The following is an 18,358-nucleotide window of genomic DNA, read 5'->3' as shown; positions in this document are numbered from 1 at the left end:
CGCGGCCCCCCCCCCCCGGGTCCTCCCCGCTCGGGTCGGCCCCCGCGGGGGGGCCCCCCTCACACGGCGGCTCGCCGCCCCCCAACGACTGGGTAGAAGCGCACTTTTCGTGTCGCCGTGCGGCCGATCGGCGGGTCAGGCCGAGCCGATGCCCGCGCGGGCGATCGAGAAGCCGCTGCCCGTGGCGTCGGCCACGCAGGTCATGCCCGTGTCCGCGCTGGCGCACGTGAAGCCGTGCGCCTTCTTGGTCTGGCCGTAGTTCAGGATCGCGACGTCGCCCTTGGCCTTCTTGGGCTGGTCGTTCTTGCTGACGCACGGCTGCGTCACGTTGCCGCTCGGGTCGACCTTGGCCACGTAGCCGGACGCGCCGTCGCACGAGGCGTCGGGCGCGGGCTTCTGGGTGAGCTCCGCGATGCCGCACGTCGCGGCGTCGGCCGAGATGGTGCAGGTGATGTTGAGCGACGGCGCGGCGAAGGTCTCGACGCCGGCGCCGCCGTCCGTCTCCAGACCCTCCTCGGCCTCCGGCTCGGCGGACTGCTCCGCGGAGGTGGTCTCGCCACCCGTGGCCGAGGTGTCGGGCGAACCGAGCAGGTTCACTGCGAACACGATCGCGGCGATCACGAGCAGCACGTCCAGGGCGATGAACGCGATCCAGCCAGGGCTGAGCTTGCGGCGCGGGGGCTCGGGCTCGTAGCCGCCGGGCTGACCCGCGTAGACGGGCTGGCCGTACTGGTCGTAGCCCTGCGGCTGGTACTGCGCGGGCGGCTGGTACTGCCCGGGCTGTTGCTGCTGCTGGTACTGCCCACCCTGCTGGTACTGACCCTGCTGGTTGTACTGCGCGCCCTGCGGCGCCGCGTACCCCTGCTGGTACTGCTCGGGGTAGTACTGCTGCTGCATGGTCGGGTCGCCGCCGCGCTGCACGGACTGCACCATGGGGGCACCCGGTGCTGCCGGCGCGGGGGTGACGGCCTGGGCGAACTGGTTGCTCGGCGAGATGGCGGGCGGCTTGCGCGTCGCCGCCGAGACACGCTGCACCGGCGCCTGCTGGACAGGCGTGGGCATGGTGGCGGGGTGCTGCTCCTGAGGGGGAGCGGTGGGCTCCTCGTCAGGGCTGCCGCCCGGTGGCGGTGGCGGGGGCGGCACAGTGCCGGACATCGGGCAACTCCTCAGCTCAAATCGGTCGGTCTGGGCGACCGCGGTCGATCGTACACAAAGGCGTTACTCGCTGTTACTCCTGCGTGGCATGATCGACGAGTCGTCGCAGGTAGTTCACACACCGGACGAGAAGCCAACCGATAAAGCGCGTCATTCGGACGCGCGGGGCGCCTTCGGCGCCCATGAGCAGACAGACGTGGAGGGCCCGTGCCCGGAGAGAACCTGACCCGCGCCGAGGCGGTCGAACGAGCCGGCGTGGTATCGGTCGAGTCGTACGAGATCGCCCTGGACCTGACCACCGGTCCGGAGACCTTCGCGTCCGCCACGACGCTGCGCTTCACCGCCACGGAGGGTGCCTCGACCTTCGTGGACCTGGTCGCCCCCGCCGTGCGGTCCGTGGTGCTGAACGGCCGCGAACTGGACCCGGCCGCCGTGTTCGCCGACTCCCGGATCGCCCTGGACGGCCTGGTCGAGGACAACGAGCTCGTCGTCGTCGCCGACTGCGGCTACACGAACACGGGCGAGGGCCTGCACCGCTTCGTGGACCCCGTGGACGGCGAGGTGTACCTCTACACCCAGTTCGAGGTGCCGGACGCGCGCCGCGTGTTCGCCTGCTTCGAGCAGCCCGACCTCAAGGCCACGTTCCAGTTCACGGTCACCGCGCCGGCCGCGTGGGAGGTCGTGAGCAACGAGCCGACGCCGGAGCCGGCCGCGGCGCAGCACGCCACCGAGCCCGGGGCCGAGGCCGCCACGTGGACCTTCGAGCCCACGGGCCGCATCTCCACCTACATCACGGCGCTGGTGGCCGGCCCGTACGCGGTGGTCCGCTCGTCGCTGACGTCGTCGGACGGCCGGGAGATCCCGCTCGGCGCGTTCTGCCGCAAGTCGCTCTCGGCGCACTTCGACGCCGACTACATCTTCGAGAAGACCCGCCAGGGCTTCGAGTTCTACGAGTCCACGTTCGGCGTGCCGTACCCGTTCACCAAGTACGACCAGCTCTTCGTGCCCGAGTACAACATGGGCGCCATGGAGAACGCGGGCTGCGTGACGTTCACGGAGTCGTACGTGTTCCGCTCCAAGGTGACCGAGGCCGTGCGTGAGCGCCGCGTCGTGACGATCCTGCACGAGCTGGCGCACATGTGGTTCGGCGACCTGGTCACCATGAAGTGGTGGAACGACCTGTGGCTCAACGAGTCGTTCGCCGAGTACGCCTCGACGCTCGCCACGGCCGAGGCCACGGAGTGGGAGGCGGCCTGGACCACGTTCTCCGCGATGGAGAAGTCCTGGGCCTACAAGCAGGACCAGCTCCCGTCCACGCACCCGATCGTCGCGGAGATCAAGGACCTGGAGGACGTCCAGGTCAACTTCGACGGCATCACGTACGCCAAGGGCGCCTCGGTGCTCAAGCAGCTCGTGGCGTGGGTGGGCCGGGACGCGTTCGTCGCGGGTGTCTCCGCCTACTTCGGCAAGCACGCGTGGGGCAACACCGAGCTGCCCGACCTGCTGACCGAGCTCGAGGCCACCAGCGGCCGCGACCTCAAGGCCTGGTCCAAGCTCTGGCTGGAGACCGCGGGCGTGAACACGCTGCGCCCCGTCATCGAGACGGACAGCCACGGCCGCATCATGTCGTTCGTCGTGGAGCAGACGGCCCCCGCCGAGTGGCCCACGATCCGCCCGCACCGCCTCGGCATCGGCTTCTACAGCCTGTCGGACGGCGGCGAGCTGGCGCGCACCCGGTTCGTCGAGGTCGACGTCGACGGGCCCCGCACGGACGTCAAGGAGCTCGTGGAGCTCGACCGCCCGGCCCTCGTGCTGCTCAACGACCAGGACCTCGCCTACGCGAAGATCCGCCTCGACGCAGACTCGCTCCGCGTCGCGCTGGAGCACCTGGCCGACATCACGGACCCGCTGGCCCGCTCCCTGGTGTGGGGCTCGGTCTGGGACGCGGTGCGCGACGGCGAGGTGCCGGCGTCGGAGTACGTGCAGCTCGTGCTCGGCGGCATCGCCGGCGAGACCGAGTCGACGACCCTGCGCACCACGCTCAACCAGATGGTGCTGGCCGCCAAGCAGTTCGTGGCGCCGTCGGCCCGCGCGGCCACGCTCGCAGAGGTGGGCGACACGCTCTGGTCGCTGGTCGGCGACGCCGAGGCCGGCTCGGACACGCAGTTCCAGCTCGTGAAGTTCTTCGCGCACGTGGCCTCCACGCCCGCGCACGTCGCTACGCTCTCCGGCCTGCTCGACGGTTCCGTCGCGCTCGACGGGCTGGAGATCGACACCGACCTGCGCTGGGAGCTGCTGGAGGGCCTGGTGCTCAACGGCGCGGCGGGCGACGCGGAGATCGACACCACGCTGGCCGCCGACGACACGGCGACGGGCCGCCAGTCCGCCGCCCGCGCCCGGGCCGCGAAGCCGACGGTCGAGGGCAAGCTGGCCGCTCTGTCCTCCGTGGTCGACGCCGCGGACGTGCCGAACGCGATCATCCGGAACACCGGGCTCGGGTTCCTGCACGTCAACGACCCGGCCGCGCTGGCCGACGTCGTGCAGCCCTACCTGGACGCCGTGCTCAAGGTGTGGGACGAGCGCAGCTACCACATCGCCGAGGAGATCATCGAGGGCTTCTACCCGGCCCCGCTGGCCTCGCCGGAGCTGCGGGACGCCACCGCGGCGTGGCTGGAGACGAACGCGGACGCGGCCCCGGCCCTGCGCCGGATGGTCGTCGAGGCCCTCGCCGGCACGGAGCGCGCGCTGAAGGCCCAGGCCAAGGACGCCTGACGCCGTCGGCGGGACCTTCGCTCACCTTTGGGGCCCGGGTTTCTTCGCTTTGAGCCAGCTCAAAGCGAAGAAACCCGGGCCTCAAAGGTGAGGGGCGACTACCAGATGCGGACCCGGTCCTCCGGGGCCAGGTACAGGGCGTCGCCCGGCTGGACGTCGTAGGTCGCGTAGAACTCGTCCACGTTGCTCACCACGCCGTTGCAGCGGAACTCGTTGGGCGAGTGCGGGTCCGTCGCGAGGCGGCGGAGCACCTCCTCGTCGCGGCCCTTGGACTGCCAGACCTGGGCCCAGCCGAGGAAGATCCGCTCCAGGGCGGTGAGCCCGTCCACGACGGGGGCCTCGTCCAGGGGCTTGCCGAGCGCGATCCGGTAGGCCTTGATCGCGATGGACAGCCCGCCCAGGTCGCCGATGTTCTCGCCGATCGTCAGGCTGCCGTTGACGTGGCCCTCCGCGGCGGCCGCGCCCTCGGCCTCGCCTGCACCGGAACCAGAGCCGGAGCCGACGGCGGACGCCGCGAGCTGCGCCGGCCGGAACGCGTCGTACTGCGCGATCAGCGCGCTCGTACGCTTCTCGAACTCGGTCCGGTCGGTGTCGGTCCACCAGTCCTCGAGGCGCCCGTCGCCGTCGTACTTCGAGCCCTGGTCGTCGAACCCGTGCCCGATCTCGTGCCCGATGACGCCGCCGATGCCGCCGAAGTTCACGGCGTCGTCGGCCTCGGGGTCGAAGAACGGCGGCTGCAGGATCGCCGCGGGGAACACGATCTCGTTCATGCCCGGGTTGTAGTAGGCGTTGACGGTCTGCGGCGTCATGAACCACTCGTCGCGGTCCAGCGGCTTGCCGATCTTGGCCAGCTCGTAGTCCTGGTCGAACGCGTTGGAGCGGCGCACGTTGCCGACCACGTCGGCGGCGTCCACCTCCAGGCCCGAGTAGTCGCGCCAGCGCACCGGGTAGCCCACCTTGGGGGTGAACTTCTCCAGCTTGGTCAGCGCCTTCGCCTTGGTCTCGTCGGTCATCCAGTCCAGCCCCTGGATCGACTCCCGGTACGCGGCGACCAGCGCCTCCACGAGGCGGTCCATCCGGGCCTTGTTCGACGGGGGGAAGTGCCGCGCGACGTACTCCGCACCGACGACCTCGCCGAGCGCGCCCTCGACCAGGGCCACGCCGCGCTTCCAGCGCTCGCGGACCTCCTGCGCGCCGGTGAGCGTGCGGCCGTAGAAGTCGAAGTTGGCCTCGACGATCTCGTCGGTGAGGTACGGGGCCCGGGCGCTGACCACGTGGTAGGTCATCCAGAGCTGCCAGTCGAGCGGCGACAGCTCGCTCCAGAGGGCGGCGAACCCGGTCGCGAAGTCGGGCTCGCGCACCACGATGTCGTCGAACGACCCGGCCGGGACACCCAGGGCCTCGGCCCAGGCCACCCAGTCGAAGCCCGGCGCGGACTCGACGAGCGTGGCCAGCGTCATCGGGTTGTAGGTGAGCGTCGCGTCGCGGTCGCGCACCACGTCCCAGTGGTGGCCGGCGAGCTGCTTCTCGACGTCGTACACGCGCTGCGCCGCGTCCTGCGGCGAGATGCCCCACGTCTCCTGGACCGGGGCGAAGCCCAGCATCCGGGCCACGTGCGGCACGTACTTCTTGCGCAGCTCGGCGTACTGCTCCTCGCGGTAGTACGCCTCGTCGGGCAGGCCGAGCCCGGACTGCCGCAGGTAGACGACGTACTTCTCCGGGTCGGACGCGTCGTTGTCCACCCAGAAGCGCACGCCGGCCGTGCCGCCGGTGCGCTGCAGCACGCCCAGCGCGCGGGTCAGCGCGGCGGCGTCCCTGGCGTCCTTGATCAGGGCGAAGTCCTCGTCCAGGGGCGTCGTGCCGAGCTCGGCGATGCGCTCGGTGTCCATGAAGCTGGCGTACAGGTCGCCGATCGTGGAGCCGGTGGGCGCGTCCTGGATGATCTCCCGGACGTGCACCTCGGCCTGGTCGTAGAGAGCGCGGAACGCCCCGTCCATCGCGCGGTCGGCGGGGATCTCGTGGCTGTCGATCCACCTCCCGTTGACGTGGCGGTACAGGTCGTCCTGCGGTCGGGTTGCGGGGTCGAGCGCGTCGAGGTCGATCCCCGACGTGAGTCCCGTGGCGTCGGTGGTCATTGCGCCAGCGTACGCAACGTGGACCTCGTGCATGAGGGAAGATGGGGCCATGCGTCTCCACATCGCCGCCGACCACGCCGGGTACGACCTCAAGCAGCACCTGGTGGGCCATCTCACCGCGGCCGGGCACGAGGTCGTCGACCACGGTGCCCACGAGCTCGACCCGCAGGACGACTACCCGTCCTTCTGCCTCTCCGCCGGTGAGGCAGTCGTGGCCGAGCCCGGCTCGCTCGGCATCGTGATCGGTGGATCGGGCAACGGCGAGCAGATCGCCGCGAACAAGGTGACCGGGGTCCGGGCCGTGCTGGCCTGGTCGCTGGAGACGGCGAAGCTCGGTCGCCAGCACAACGACGCGAACGTGATCGCCGTCGGCGGGCGCATGCACTCCGTCGAGGAGGCGACGTCGTTCGTCGAGGCCTTCGTGGCCGAGCCGTTCAGCGGCGACGCGCGGCACCAGCGCCGCATCGACCAGCTCGCCGAGTACGAGAGCAAGCGTGCCTGAGGGCCACACCGTCCACCGCCTCGCGCGGACGTTCTCGTCGCTGTTCGCAGGGCAGACCCTGCGGGTGAGCAGCCCGCAGGGGCGGTTCGCGGACGGCGCGGGCGTGCTCGACGGCCGCCGTCTGGTGGCGAGCGAGGCCTGGGGCAAGCAGCTCTTCCTGGGCTTCGCGTCCGACGGCGCGCCTGCCGACGTTTCCGGTGCTGCCTCCGGCTCCGCCGGCACGGCTGACGTGCTGTGGCTGCGCACGCACCTCGGGCTGTACGGCGCGTGGACGTTCGCGGGCGCCCCGGACGCACCCGAGGTCGCGCACGCGATCGGCGCGCCTCGGCGCCGGATCGGGGAGCGGGACTCGGTGCCGGCGCCGTCCGGCCCGGACGTGGTGCCGACGGCCGCGGCGCCGTCCGACGCCTGGGCGGCGCCCGAGCCGCGCGGGCAGGTGCGCGTGCGCCTGCTCGGCGCGCACGCCGTCGCCGACCTCACCGGTCCGACGGCGTGCGAGGTGATCACCGCCGACGAGAAGAAGGCCGTCGAGACCCGGCTGGGTCCCGACCCCATCCGGGACGACGGCGACCCCGACCCCTTCGTGGCCGCCGTGGGCCGGTCGCGGGTGACGATCGGGCAGCAGCTCATGGACCAGGCCGTCGTCGCGGGGGTCGGGAACATCTACCGCGCCGAGGCGCTGTTCCGCGCCGGCGTCGACCCGCTGCGCGCGGGCCGCGACGTGCCCGCCGCGACCGTCCGTGCGATCTGGGACGACCTCGTGGTCCTCATGCGCGACGGCGCCGACCACGGGGCGATCGTCACGACGCGGCCGGAGGACCGGGGCGCCGGGCCCGTCCTCGCACCCGACCGCGGCCGGACCCGGCAGAACACCGACGGCTCGCCCGGCGCCGTGCCCTCCGACCAGGCCTTCTACGTGTACCACCGCGACGGGCTGCCCTGCCGGGTGTGCGGGTCGCCGGTGCTGGTCAAGGAGCTGGCGGGCCGCAACCTGTTCTGGTGCGGCGTCTGCCAGACCTGACGGCCGCGGTGCGGCCGCACCCGGCGCGGCCGCACCCGCCGCGGCCGCACCTGACCCGGCCGCACTCAGCCCGGCTCAGAACACCCAGGACGCGCCCGGCGCGACCGGCCAGCCGAACGCGGTGCTCGCGCGCGCCAGCACACCGGGCCCCTGCCCGGGGCGCGGGTGCACGGTGACGAGACCCGCCGTCGCCAGCGTCGCGAGCGACTTGCCCCCGAGGTAGGCCGCACCGAGCTCGCGGACGTCGAGCGACAGCTCGGGCGCCTCGAACTCCGGGTCGACCCGCTCCACCGACGCCGGCCCGAACGCCTCGGCCTGGAGCCGGTACACCCCGGCGTTCGCCGGGAGGCGGGAGTCGGTCACGGCGAGCGTCACGTCGACGTCGGCGGCGTACTGCCGCCCCGCGAGGGCGGCGGGCACGTCGACCAGCCGGACCCACAGGTTGTCCGGGGTGCGCGGCGCCGCGGCGCGCAGGTTGACCAGGAGCTGCGTGATCACGTCGTCCACGGGGAGGATGAACGGGCTGACCTCGTTGGTCAGGTCGAGGTCCAGCAGCGCGCCCCACAGGGCACGGGCCGCGGCGGCGTCCAGCGCCACGACCTCGCCGGCGCTGACCTGGCCGCGCGGGCCGGTGGGCTCCCAGGAGAGGTTGCGGCGGAACGTCACGTAGCCGCGGGGCACGCCGTCGAGCTCGACGACGATGATGCGGCGCGACTCCCGGCCGCCGCGATGGATCGGGGCGTCGTCCCAGAGGACGGCCTGCAGCTCCTCGGTCTCGCGCGTGACCCAGCCGGGCCGGTTGATACCAGGCCGTCCCCGGACGGCGTGGCGCCGGCGGCGCGGTGCAGGCGGTCGACGAGCTCACCGTGGCGCTCGCGGGAGGCCACCTCGACGCGGACCGTGTGCCGCTCTGCGCCCGGCACGTCGCGCAGAGCGGCGCCGCGCGGGATGTCGAGGCGCAGGTCGTCGGCCGCGTGACCGTAGCCGAACCGCCCGTAGATCGCGGCCTCCGCGGCGAACAGGGCGCTGAGCGGCTCGCCCCGCTCGGCCGAGCGCGCCAGGTGCAGGTCGACCATCGCGGTCAGCAGGCCGCGGCGCCGGTGCTGCGGGTGCACGCCCACCCAGGTCAGGCCCGCCGTCGGCAGCTCGGCGCCGGGCACGGGGAACTGCCCGAACGGGTAGGACGCGTGCATGGCCACCAGGCCGTCCGCGCCGTCCGCCTCGATGGCCACGGCGCGCTCCCAGGTCAGCGGGGACGGGGTGGCGTCGAGGTCGTCGTGGGCGTGGCCCGTCGGGAAGGCCCAGGTGTCGAGCTCGGTCACGAGGCGCTGGTCGTCGGAGGTCAGCGCGCGCCAGCGGTAGCCCGCCGGCAGGGCGATCTGGGGAAGAGCCATGCGTCGATCGTCGCACCCGTCGGCAAGTGAAAAACTGCCGGCCGGCCGGCGGTCGATGTCGGTGTCCGCGTCTACGATCGCCTGCGTGACCCAGCCGCCGCCAGGACCCCCGCTCACCGACGTCGAGGAGTACGCCGCCGCCGTGCTCGACGTGGTCCGGCGCATCCCGTCCGGCCGCGCGATGACGTACGGCCTGATCGCGGAGATCGTCGGCGAGGAGCTCGGCCGCGGCGGCCCGCGCCAGGTCGGAAGCGTCCTGGCCGGCTCGGGGAGCAGGTACGCGCATCTGGTCCCGGACGACGGCGGGGCGGGCGGCGAGGGCACGGACGGCACCGGCGCACCGCCGTCGGACGGCGACCGCGTGCCCTGGTGGCGTGTGGTCAACGCGGCGGGATCGCCGCCCCAGCACCACCTGACCGAGGCCCTCGACGCGCTGCGGGCCGAGGGCTGCCCGCTCACGAAGGACGGCCGCCGCGTGCACCTCCGGCGCGCGGTCTGGTTCCCGGAGGACGACGAGCCCTCGCACCACGCCTGACCGGCCTGGGCACCAGGTCACGCACCGTTCATGCGCCCGGGCCGCCCCGTTCACGCGTCCGGGCTACCGTCCCCGAGTCCGATCCGCTGCCGGAGGTTCTGCCATGCACCGCCCGCTCGCCCGTACGACCGCGCTCCTCGGCGCCCTGCTGCTCGTGTCGGGAGTCGCCACGTCAGGCGTGCTGCCCGCGCAGGCCCGGCCCGCGCCGGAACGCGACCGGCCCGCCGCGACCCTGCTCTACTTCCACGACGCGCACGAGATCGGCCCGGTGCTCACCGGCGGTCAGGACCGCGGCGGCGTCGCCCGCCTGGCCACGGCCGTGCGCACGGTCGAGGAGCGCAACCGGGCGACGGCCGTCGTCTTCGGCGGCGACCTTGCCGGCGGCACCCTGTTCGGCGGGCTCTACCGGGGCGTGCCCATGGTCGACGCGCTCAACGAGGTGGGCGTGGACCTGGCGAACTTCGGCCAGCACGACTTCGACTTCGGCGTGGACCACGCGCGCGACCTGGTGGCGGCGTCCGACTTCCCGTGGATCACGTCCAACCTGACCGGCACCGACGGGTCGCCGTTCGTCGAGGGCGGCACCTGGGCCGTGCAGCGGGTGGGTCCGGTCCGGGTCGGTTTCATCGGGCTCACCGACGCGATCGAGACGACGTCCGCCGCCGCGGACCTGGTCGAGACCGACCCGGTCGAGGCCGCGCGGGCCGCCGTCGCCGACCTGCGGGCGCACGCCCGGGCCGACGTCATCGTGGCCGTCACCCAGTACCCGATGACCGAGAACCACGAGCTGGCGCGGGCCGTGCCTGAGCTGGACGCCGTCTTCGGCGAGGAGATGGCGGAGTACGAGTCGGTGATCGAGTACGAGGGCGACGTGCCGCTCATGGCGTCGGAAGGGAACATCGGCTCGCTGATCCGCCTGGACATCCGCCGGGAGCGCGGCGGGCGCCTCACCGCGGGGTACGGCGAGCACCGGCCGGAGTACCAGGTCCGGCCGTCCGTGATCGAGGTGGACCACACCGTCACGCCCGATCCCGAGCTGCGCGAGGTCGAGGAGCGGTACGCCGCCGAGATGGACGAGCGCCTTTCCGAGGTGCTGGCCGACGTGCGGACCCCGCTGCTCGACCCGGAGCAGAAGAGCCGGTCCCAGGAGACCGCGCTCGGGGACTTCGTCGCCGACGCGTTCCGCGCGCAGCACGGCGCCGACGTCGGCTGGGTGAACGGCGGCGGGCTGCGCGCCCAGGCGCCCGGGCCCGACTTCACGCTCCGCGACGCCTACTCGATCGCCCCGTTCGCCAACCGGGTCATGGAGGTGCGGGTCACGGGCGCGGGCCTGCGCCGGTCGCTGGAGGACGCCGTCGCGCGGGTGCAGGACGCCGGCGGCGGCTTTCCGCAGGTCTCCGGCTTGGCCTACGCCTACTCGGCCGGTGCCCCGGCGGGCTCGCGGGTGCGCGAGGTCAGCGTGGGCGGCGCGCCGCTCGACGACGCGGCGACGTACACCGTCGCTGCGACGAACTACGTGATCGGCGGTGGCGACGGTGTCAGCGGGTTCCAGGACGCGGAGGTCCTGGTCCCGCTGGGTGACGCCCCGGTCGACGCGGAGGTCATCGCGGCCCACGCCCGCGCCGTCGGCACGATCGACGTCACCCCGGAGGGCCGCATCACGGTCCTCCCCTGACCTCGTCGAGTGCTGGACATCTGCGCTTCTTGTCGTGCCAGGAGCACAAGTGCCCAGCACTCGACGACCGGGGGGAGGGTCAGATCTTGGAGGGAACGAGGCGGGAGAGCACGGAGCCCGCGGTCGAGCGAGCGCGGCCGGCCAGGGAGCTGTCCTGGGTCGCGGCCAGGAGCGCGAGCATCGAGGCCGGGTCGCCCTGGACCAGCAGGGTCGTGATCGCGGTGCTCTCCCAGGTGGGCAGCTCGCGGCGGATCTTGTCGATCGGCCCGACCAGCGCGATCTCCTCGACGAGCTGCGTCGGCACGGCCGCGGCCGCCTCCTCCTTGCGTCCGGCGAGGTACAGCTCCTGCACCTTGTCGAGCGGCTCCTGATAGCCGAGCCGGTCGAGCGACTGCTTGTGGAAGTTCGCCTCCTTGGCACCCATCCCGCCCGCGTACAGGGCGATGTGGGGGCGGATCACGTCGGCGGCGGCCTCGACGTCGTCCCGCACGACGACGGGGACCGTGGCGCACACCTCGAACCGGTCGGAGGCCGAACGCTCCTCGGAGCGGGCGTCGAAGCCCTCGGCGAGGAGCGCGCGGAACTCGTCGTCCATGCGCGGTGCGTAGAAGCCGGCCATCCAGCCGTCGGCGATCTCGGCGGCCAGGGCCACGTTCTTGGGGCCCTGCGCGGCCAGCACGATCGGGATCTCGGGGCGGAACGGGTGCACGGTCGGCTTGAGGGCCTTGCCGAGCCCCGTCGCGCCGGGCGCCTCGGCGGACAGCGGGAGCTGGTAGAACGAGCCGTCGTGGGTGACGGGCGCCTCGCGACGCATGACCTGCCGCACGATGTCCACGTACTCGCGAGTCCGGGCCAGCGGCCGCTTGTACGGCTGCCCGTACCAGCCCTCGACGACCTGCGGGCCTGAGGCACCGAGTCCCAGCACGAACCGGCCCCGGGACAGGTGGTCCATCGTCAGGGCCTGCATGGCGGTCGCCGTCGGCGTGCGGGCGGAGAGCTGGGCGATGCCCGTGCCCAGCCGCACGTTCCTGGTCCGCGAGCCCCACCAGGCCAGCGGCGAGAAGGCGTCGGACCCGTAGGCCTCCGCGGTCCAGACCGAGTCGAGGCCCAGCTTGTCGGCGGCAACGATGAACTGCTGGATGCCCTTCGGGGGCCTGCGGGACCAGTAACCGGTCTGGAATCCGATGCGCATGGGGTTCACCTCGTCGTGGGAACGGCTTATCTGGGACGGCGCGTCCCAGGTACTGCCCCACACCCTACCGGTCGCGTGGGCCCGTTGTGGCTACGGTGGAGTCGTGGCCACCTACGACGACGTCGCCCGGCTCGCCCTCGCACTGCCCCAGACCGCGGAGGGCACGAGCTACCACCACCGCGCCTGGTCCGTCGTGGGTAAGGCCTTCGCGTGGGAGCGACCGTTCAGCAAGGCCGACATCAAGCGGTTCGACGACGAGCCGGTCCCGGCGGGCCCGATCCTTGGCGTGATGGCCGACGACCTCGACGAGAAGGAAGCCATCCTGGCCGAGAGCCGGGCGGGGTTCTTCACGATCCCGCACTTCGACGGCTTCGCCGCGGTGCTGGTCCAGCTCGACGTCGTTGCCGACGCCGACCTGCGGGACGCCCTGGTGGACGCCTGGCTCGCCAAGGCACCGTCGGACCTCGCGGAGCAGCACGCGGACCGCCTGCGCTGATCACACCCCGGCCGCTGTCGGGAACCCCTCAGATCGAGTACTCGATGAGCTCCGACGGGTCCTCGTTGCGGGAGCGCTCCGCGACGGGCGCCTTCGGCACCCGGATCCGCGCGGGGATACCCACCGCGACGGCTCCGGCGGGCACGTCCTTGACGACGACGGCGTTGGCGCCGATCTGCGCGTCGTCGCCCACCCAGACGGGGCCCAGCACCTTGGCGCCGGCGCCCACGGTCACGCGGTCCCCGAGCGTCGGGTGCCGCTTGCCGCGGTTGAGGGACCGGCCGCCGAGCGTGACGCCGTGGTAGAGCATCACGTCGTCGCCCACCACCGCCGTCTCGCCGATCACCACGCCCATGCCGTGGTCGATGAACATCCGGCGCCCCAGCCGGGCGCCCGGGTGGATCTCGATCCCGGTCGCCGCCCGCGCGAGCTGCGAGAGCAGCCGCGCGGGCAGGCGAAGGGCCGGTACCCGCCAGAGCCGGTGCGCCGCCCGGTGCGCCCACAGGGCGTGCACGCCCGGGTAGGCGAGCGCGACCTCCAAGCGTGACCGCGCGGCCGGGTCGTGGGCGCGCGCGGCGTCGAGGTCCTCGGAGAGGACCCCGAGCAGCCCGCGCCCCTTCGCCATCAGTCGACCAGGCCCTCGAACAGCGGCGTGGACAGGTAGCGCTCGCCGAAGTCGGGGATGATCACGACGATCGTCTTGCCGGCGTTCTCCGGGCGCTTCGCGACCTCCAGGGCAGCCGAGAGCGCGGCGCCGGACGAGGTGCCGACCAGCAGGCCCTCCTCCTTGGCCGCACGGCGGGCCGCGTCGATCGCGGTGGCGAGGTTGACGTCGATGACCTCGTCGTAGACCTCGCGGTCCAGGATGTCGGGCACGAAGTTGGCGCCGATGCCCTGGATCTTGTGGGGGCCGGGCTGGCCGCCGTTCAGGATCGGCGACTCCTCGGGCTCCACCGCGATGACCTTGACCCCGGGCTTGCGCTCCTTGAGCACCTGGCCGACGCCGGTGATGGTGCCGCCCGTGCCGATGCCGGCCACGAGGATGTCGACGGCGCCGTCGGTGTCCGCCCAGATCTCCTCGGCGGTGGTGGCGCGGTGGATGGCCGGGTTGGCGGCGTTGGCGAACTGGCGGGCCAGCACGGCGCCCGGGCGCTCCTGCGCGATCTTCTCGGCGGCGGCGACGGCGCCCTTCATGCCCTCGGCGCCCGGCGTGAGCACCAGCTCGGCACCGTAGGCGCGCAGCAGGGCGCGGCGCTCCTTCGACATGGTCTCCGGCATCGCCAGGACCACCTTGTAACCGCGGGCCGCGCCCACCCAGGCCAGGGCGATGCCCGTGTTGCCCGAGGTGCCCTCGACGATCGTGCCGCCCTCCTTGAGCTCACCGGACGCCTCGGCGGCGTCGATGATGGACACGCCGATGCGGTCCTTCACGGAGTTGGCGGGGTTGTAGAACTCGAGCTTGCCGAGAACCGTCGCCTCGAGGCCGTCGGTCAGACGGTTGAGCTTGACCAGGGGAGTGTTTCCGATGAGCTTGGTCGCGTCGTCGTAGATGCGGGCCATTGTTCTTCCTTCGCTGGGTGGCGGGTCTGGCGTGGTTCGTGCGTTGCCCGACGTCGGCGCACCGGTCGTGCGGATGCGCGCCTCGGAGCCGGAGTCGAGCGTCTGGGGCTGGTGTCGGGGCCGGAGCGTCCCGCTGGCGGCCTGGCCACGCGGACGGTGCCGGCGTGGTCTGGCGCGTGCGGACGCTCTACAGACAGCCTCGGGGGCAGCGGCCGGCCTCGCACATCGGGCGCGCGGCGACGGCGACGGGACGGTCGGGGAGTGCGGAGCGCACGGTGCTCAAGACGTCCTCCCTGCGTGTGGCGACCGTGTGGTCGCGCGGCTGCGTGTTTCGTGGCGAGCTGGTGGCTCGACTCGTGCAGGCTACGCGGGCGGGCACTGTGAGACAAGATCTGTCTCAGGTATCGATCATGTCGATGCTTTGCGCTTGCTTGCCCCGCTCACGAGCGAGGCAAGCAAGCAGGTGATCGATCAGGCGGCGATCTGTCCCAGCCGGAACGCCGTGGTCACCGGCGTCCCCGCCGTGCCGGACACGGAGCCGGGCTCGGCGACCGATCCGCCGATGTTGATGTCCGAGCACAAGTAGTACGGCTGGTCGAGGTGAGAGGCCTGCCAGATCGTGTACAGCACGGCGCGGCCGCTGTACCCGGTGAGGTCGACGTCGGTCTCGTACGTGCCCTGCGAGGGGTAGGGGTCGGTCTCCTGCACCAGGTCGAGGTCGTCCCAGCCGAGCGCTTCCGTGGTCGGGTCGAAGCTCGGCCTGGAGACGTAGATGCGCAGGTAGTCGGCGCCGTGCCGGGCCTGGTCGGTCAGGGTGAGGTGGAACTGCTGCGGCACGTCCTTGGCCACCCACTCGCCCGGGGTGTCGAGGTAGTCGTAGCGGGGGGACTGGGTGCGGCCGCCCGAGCAGAGCTGCCCGTCGGGGATGACGGCCTCGTGGTTGCCGCCGACGTTCTCCCGGTACAGCCCGTTCCAGTTCCACATGGCGTTGGGGTCGGCCTGCCAGGCGCCCCAGCACATGGGGTCGAGCTCGGCCATCTCGGGGTTGAGGTGGTCGCTGCCCCAGCGCTCGAAGCAGCCGTAGTTGCGGGTGGGTGGGTCGGTCACCGAGCCGTGGGCGGCGGCCGGCGCCGCCGTGACGGCGTCGGCTGCGACGACGGCGACCATGGCGAAGGGCGCGACCAGCGCCACGGTGACAGCGAGCGTGAGACTGCGCGCGTGCGCACGGATGGACATGGGTTCCTCCAGGTGCTCGGACGGGTGCGCCTGGCGGGGCCCGCCACGGCGCGTGCAGGAACCACTGTCCGGAGGCGCAGCGGGCGAGACCACGGGGTGAAACGGTTAAGGCCGGGACGCGTGCGCGACGGGTCTCCGGGGAAGTGGTTGCGCAGCCGAGGGGGTAACGGTGAGGTAGCACTGCTACCTCACCGTTACCCCCTCGGCTGCGCATGCTTCTCCCGCGGCGGCCGTGCGCGGGGCGGCGCGTCCTGCTTATGGTCGGCGGAACCGACCGCCCAGGAGGCACTCCATGGCTGCTCCCGACCTGCCCGCCGCGATCCAGGAGTTCATCGACGCGACCAACGCCGGCGATACCGAACGCTTCGTCGCGACGTTCACCGACGATGCCTATCTGAACGACTGGGGGCGCGAGTTCCACGGCCCCGACGGCGTCCGGAGCTGGAACGAGACCGACAACATCGGGATGAAGAGCCATTTCGACCCCGTGTCCGTGGCGCCCGGGGACGGTCCGGACGCCTACACCGTCACCATCAAGGTGACGAGCAACCGGTTCAACGGGACGGGCCCGTTCAAGTTCGACCTGCGCGGCGGCAAGGTCGCAAGCCTCGTACTGAGCTGACGCCGCGGAGCCGAGGCTGCCGGGATACGTAGCCCGGGCGGCGGCCCGCTGAGTGGCGACACCACCCGCAGGGAGTGTGTTGCTGTCCGTAGACAGTGTCGACGCACAGCAACGGATCCTCGGCGGCAGGTGTTATCCCCGAGACCCCGCATGGCCGCCCGGGACCTGGTGATGGCCCTGCCACGCGGTGCGCATCACCAGATCGCGACCTCCGCGCCCAGCTCCAGGCCGGCCTCGGTCGCCACCGCCGACGAGATCGTCACCTCGCTCTCGTCCTCCGGGAAGGCCACGCCCTCGACGAGCCGGTCGAGCTGGTCGTTGCCGAGCTGGTCGGCCACGGCGTCGAGGGGCAGGGAGAGACCGGCGAGCTCGACGGACTCCGCGCGCAGCACCGCCCGGCCGTTCTCGGCGGTCACGGAGAGGAGCACGTCCACGTTCTGTTCGCTGCCCGCGATCGAGAACGGCACCTGCGCGACCAGGTTGCCGGACTGCGGCGTGACCTGGAGGTTCGGCAGGTCGGTGGCCGAGCGGGCCATGTCGGTGAGCGCCGCCGGCGAGACCTCCGCGCGCAGCGTGGCCCGACCGGTCGCCACCTGTACCAGCGCGAGCGTGTCGTCGCGCTCCACCGTGACGCCCTCGGGCAGGTCCGCCTCGGCGGCCGCGATCCGGTCGTCGATGATGCCGCGCAGCAGCACCTCGCCGACCACGCCCAGGACGACCAGCACTCCGATCACGGAGACGACGGCGACGATCCAACGACGGGGACGGCGAGGTGCGCTCGGCGGCGCGGCTGCGTACGACGACATGCGTCCTATTCGACAGCATCGTCATGCCGGACTCATGGCGAACCGCTGGGCATCACGTGATGGGTCTCATCGCGACCGCCGCCGCATGCTCATCGCGACCGCCTCCGGACACTCATCGCGTACGCGTCCACCCAGGCACGGGAGTCCAGGTCGCGGGGCAGCGCGTTCGGCCCGACGCCGTTCTCCCGGGCCCACCGCCCGACGTCGCCCCGCGCGATGCCGTACCGCGTCAGCACCTCCCGGACACCCCGGCCGGGGCCGTTGAACACGGCGGCGGCGAAGCGCTGGTAGCGGCCGAGGTCGGCCACCGGCACGAGCGGCCGCGGACGCCGGTCGATCACGAGCAGCCCGGCGTCGACGCTCGGACGGGGCCGGAAGGCCGCGGCGGGGACGCGCCGGTCCAGGCGGAAGGTGAACCACGGCCACCACTGCGCCGTCAGGAGCGTGGTGCCGCCGACGGCGGCGCGCTTGCGCGCGACCTCCCACTGTGTGATCAGCAGGGCGCGCTCCCACCCGTCCAGGGTGAACAGCCGCCGCAGCACGGGGGTGGTCAGGTGGAAGGGCACGTTGCTCACGAGGTCGTAGGCGCCCGACGGCGGTGCGTGGCGCAGGATGTCGTCCCGCGTCACGGTGACGTTGCCGGGCGCGGTCCGTCCGAGCCGCGCGACCGAGCGCGGGTCGATCTCGACGGCCTCGACCGGCCGGCCGAGCCGGGCCAGCGGCAGGGTCAGCGCGCCGCGCCCGGCCGCCCACTCGACCAGGGGCCGGTCGGCGTCGGGGACCAGGGCGACCACCCGGTCGATCACCTGCGTGTCGACCAGGAGGTTCTGGCCGAGCTCGTGGGCGCCGCCGGGATGTTGGTCGACCGGCCGCTGGGTCATGCCCTGGTCGACGTGGTCCTGCCGGCGGGTTGGCCCGCGGTCGAGGTCACCCGGCCCGCGGGCTCCACCCCGGCGTCGGGCATTCGCGTCCGTGCGGAAGGGCGCGCGGGCAGAGGAACGGGAGGATCGGTTGCGCGTCATGGTGCGTGCTCCAGGATTCGTCGGCTGACAGGAATCCGGGCAGCACGAACGCGCCGCCCGGCGGAAGCCGGCGGCGCGGAGCACGCGCTGGGTGGTGGTGTGCGTTCCGCGCCGCTAGCGGGCGGAACGCTGCCTGATCATGGCGTTCATATCGCGGCCGACCCTACGAGCCGGCCTCCGGCCGGCGCCAGGCTTTTTCGCCCTGGTCCCTTGACACGACGATCCGCCGATGGTC

17 protein-coding genes are annotated in these 18,358 nt (G+C 72.6%); 7 read left to right on the top strand and 10 right to left on the bottom strand.

Annotation, left to right across the window (positions count from 1 at the left end; all coding sequences use genetic code 11):
* Positions 1 to 135: 135 nt before the first annotated feature.
* Positions 136 to 1,155, bottom strand: a complete 1,020-nt coding sequence (locus ACIPN7_RS08770; RefSeq protein ID WP_400540100.1) for a hypothetical protein — start codon at positions 1,153 to 1,155, stop codon at positions 136 to 138.
* Between the two features lie 207 nt (positions 1,156 to 1,362).
* On the opposite strand from ACIPN7_RS08770, the gene pepN reads away from it, so the two are divergent.
* Entirely contained in the window at positions 1,363 to 3,927 is a 2,565-nt protein-coding gene (gene pepN / locus ACIPN7_RS08765) for an aminopeptidase N (protein WP_400540098.1), read from the top strand.
* A 98-nt stretch (positions 3,928 to 4,025) separates the two neighbouring features.
* Here the strand turns inward: pepN and ACIPN7_RS08760 are convergent, their stop codons facing one another.
* Positions 4,026 to 6,062, bottom strand: coding sequence for a M13 family metallopeptidase (locus ACIPN7_RS08760; protein ID WP_400540096.1), 2,037 nt, complete (start codon positions 6,060 to 6,062; stop codon positions 4,026 to 4,028).
* A gap of 49 nt (positions 6,063 to 6,111) precedes the next feature.
* On the opposite strand from ACIPN7_RS08760, the gene ACIPN7_RS08755 reads away from it, so the two are divergent.
* Positions 6,112 to 6,564, top strand: a complete 453-nt coding sequence (locus ACIPN7_RS08755) for a ribose-5-phosphate isomerase (RefSeq protein ID WP_377236811.1) — start codon at positions 6,112 to 6,114, stop codon at positions 6,562 to 6,564.
* A complete protein-coding gene (locus ACIPN7_RS08750) occupies positions 6,557 to 7,585 on the top strand; it encodes an Fpg/Nei family DNA glycosylase (RefSeq protein ID WP_400540094.1) in 1,029 nt (342 codons plus the stop codon). Before ACIPN7_RS08755 ends, ACIPN7_RS08750 begins: the two co-directional genes overlap by 8 nt.
* A 75-nt stretch (positions 7,586 to 7,660) precedes the next feature.
* On the opposite strand, the gene ACIPN7_RS08745 is transcribed toward ACIPN7_RS08750, so the two are convergent.
* Together ACIPN7_RS08745 and ACIPN7_RS08740 are read right to left on the bottom strand one after the other, a co-directional pair.
* Positions 7,661 to 8,320 carry a sterol carrier protein domain-containing protein gene (locus ACIPN7_RS08745; RefSeq protein WP_400540418.1) on the bottom strand — a complete coding sequence of 220 codons (660 nt, stop codon included), beginning with the start codon at positions 8,318 to 8,320 and terminating at the stop codon, positions 7,661 to 7,663.
* Positions 8,248 to 8,979, bottom strand: coding sequence for a GNAT family N-acetyltransferase (locus tag ACIPN7_RS08740; protein WP_400540092.1), 732 nt, complete (start codon positions 8,977 to 8,979; stop codon positions 8,248 to 8,250). Before ACIPN7_RS08740 ends, ACIPN7_RS08745 begins: the two co-directional genes overlap by 73 nt.
* A 55-nt stretch (positions 8,980 to 9,034) precedes the next feature.
* Between ACIPN7_RS08740 and ACIPN7_RS08735 the strand changes: the two genes are divergently transcribed.
* Both ACIPN7_RS08735 and ACIPN7_RS08730 read left to right on the top strand, forming a co-directional pair.
* Positions 9,035 to 9,514 carry an MGMT family protein gene (locus ACIPN7_RS08735; protein ID WP_400540416.1) on the top strand — a complete coding sequence of 160 codons (480 nt, stop codon included), beginning with the start codon at positions 9,035 to 9,037 and terminating at the stop codon, positions 9,512 to 9,514.
* Between the two features lie 103 nt (positions 9,515 to 9,617).
* Complete coding sequence (locus ACIPN7_RS08730) at positions 9,618 to 11,189, top strand: bifunctional metallophosphatase/5'-nucleotidase (RefSeq protein ID WP_400540090.1); 1,572 nt, start codon at positions 9,618 to 9,620, stop codon at positions 11,187 to 11,189.
* Between the two features lie 79 nt (positions 11,190 to 11,268).
* On the opposite strand, the gene ACIPN7_RS08725 is transcribed toward ACIPN7_RS08730, so the two are convergent.
* Positions 11,269 to 12,381 (bottom strand): LLM class F420-dependent oxidoreductase, encoded by a 1,113-nt coding sequence (locus tag ACIPN7_RS08725; protein WP_400540088.1) that lies wholly within the window; start codon positions 12,379 to 12,381, stop codon positions 11,269 to 11,271.
* A 103-nt stretch (positions 12,382 to 12,484) separates the two neighbouring features.
* On the opposite strand from ACIPN7_RS08725, the gene ACIPN7_RS08720 reads away from it, so the two are divergent.
* Complete coding sequence (locus tag ACIPN7_RS08720) at positions 12,485 to 12,877, top strand: MmcQ/YjbR family DNA-binding protein (RefSeq protein WP_400540086.1); 393 nt, start codon at positions 12,485 to 12,487, stop codon at positions 12,875 to 12,877.
* A 28-nt stretch (positions 12,878 to 12,905) separates the two neighbouring features.
* On the opposite strand, the gene epsC is transcribed toward ACIPN7_RS08720, so the two are convergent.
* The 3 genes from epsC to ACIPN7_RS08705 all read right to left on the bottom strand — a co-directional run bounded on the left by epsC (position 12,906) and on the right by ACIPN7_RS08705 (position 15,673).
* Positions 12,906 to 13,502 (bottom strand): serine O-acetyltransferase EpsC, encoded by a 597-nt coding sequence (gene epsC, locus ACIPN7_RS08715; RefSeq protein WP_400540084.1) that lies wholly within the window; start codon positions 13,500 to 13,502, stop codon positions 12,906 to 12,908.
* The gene (cysK, locus tag ACIPN7_RS08710; protein WP_400540082.1) at positions 13,502 to 14,437 is read right to left on the bottom strand and encodes a cysteine synthase A; all 936 of its coding nucleotides are present in this window, start codon (positions 14,435 to 14,437) and stop codon (positions 13,502 to 13,504) included. The genes epsC and cysK overlap by 1 nt, the downstream gene beginning before the upstream one ends.
* 471 nt (positions 14,438 to 14,908) lie before the next feature.
* Positions 14,909 to 15,673: a lytic polysaccharide monooxygenase gene (locus tag ACIPN7_RS08705; RefSeq protein ID WP_400540080.1), complete on the bottom strand. Its 765-nt coding sequence runs from the start codon at positions 15,671 to 15,673 to the stop codon at positions 14,909 to 14,911.
* A 292-nt stretch (positions 15,674 to 15,965) separates the two neighbouring features.
* Here ACIPN7_RS08705 and ACIPN7_RS08700 point away from each other — a divergent pair, with 292 nt between their 5' ends.
* The gene (locus tag ACIPN7_RS08700) at positions 15,966 to 16,295 is read left to right on the top strand and encodes a nuclear transport factor 2 family protein (RefSeq protein WP_400540078.1); all 330 of its coding nucleotides are present in this window, start codon (positions 15,966 to 15,968) and stop codon (positions 16,293 to 16,295) included.
* Between the two features lie 194 nt (positions 16,296 to 16,489).
* Here ACIPN7_RS08700 and ACIPN7_RS08695 read toward each other — a convergent pair whose 3' ends face one another.
* Both ACIPN7_RS08695 and erm read right to left on the bottom strand, forming a co-directional pair.
* Positions 16,490 to 17,101: a hypothetical protein gene (locus tag ACIPN7_RS08695; RefSeq protein ID WP_400540076.1), complete on the bottom strand. Its 612-nt coding sequence runs from the start codon at positions 17,099 to 17,101 to the stop codon at positions 16,490 to 16,492.
* Positions 17,102 to 17,190: 89 nt separating this feature from the next.
* Positions 17,191 to 17,982, bottom strand: a complete 792-nt coding sequence (erm, locus tag ACIPN7_RS08690) for a 23S ribosomal RNA methyltransferase Erm (RefSeq protein ID WP_400540074.1) — start codon at positions 17,980 to 17,982, stop codon at positions 17,191 to 17,193.
* Between the last annotated feature and the right edge of the window lie 376 nt (positions 17,983 to 18,358).

Source organism: Promicromonospora sp. NPDC090134 (genome assembly GCF_044746965.1).
Classification (GTDB): Bacteria; Actinomycetota; Actinomycetes; order Actinomycetales; family Cellulomonadaceae; genus Promicromonospora.
Note: the sequence above shows the minus strand (reverse complement) of the source record. Positions and strands in the feature narration are given on the sequence as shown.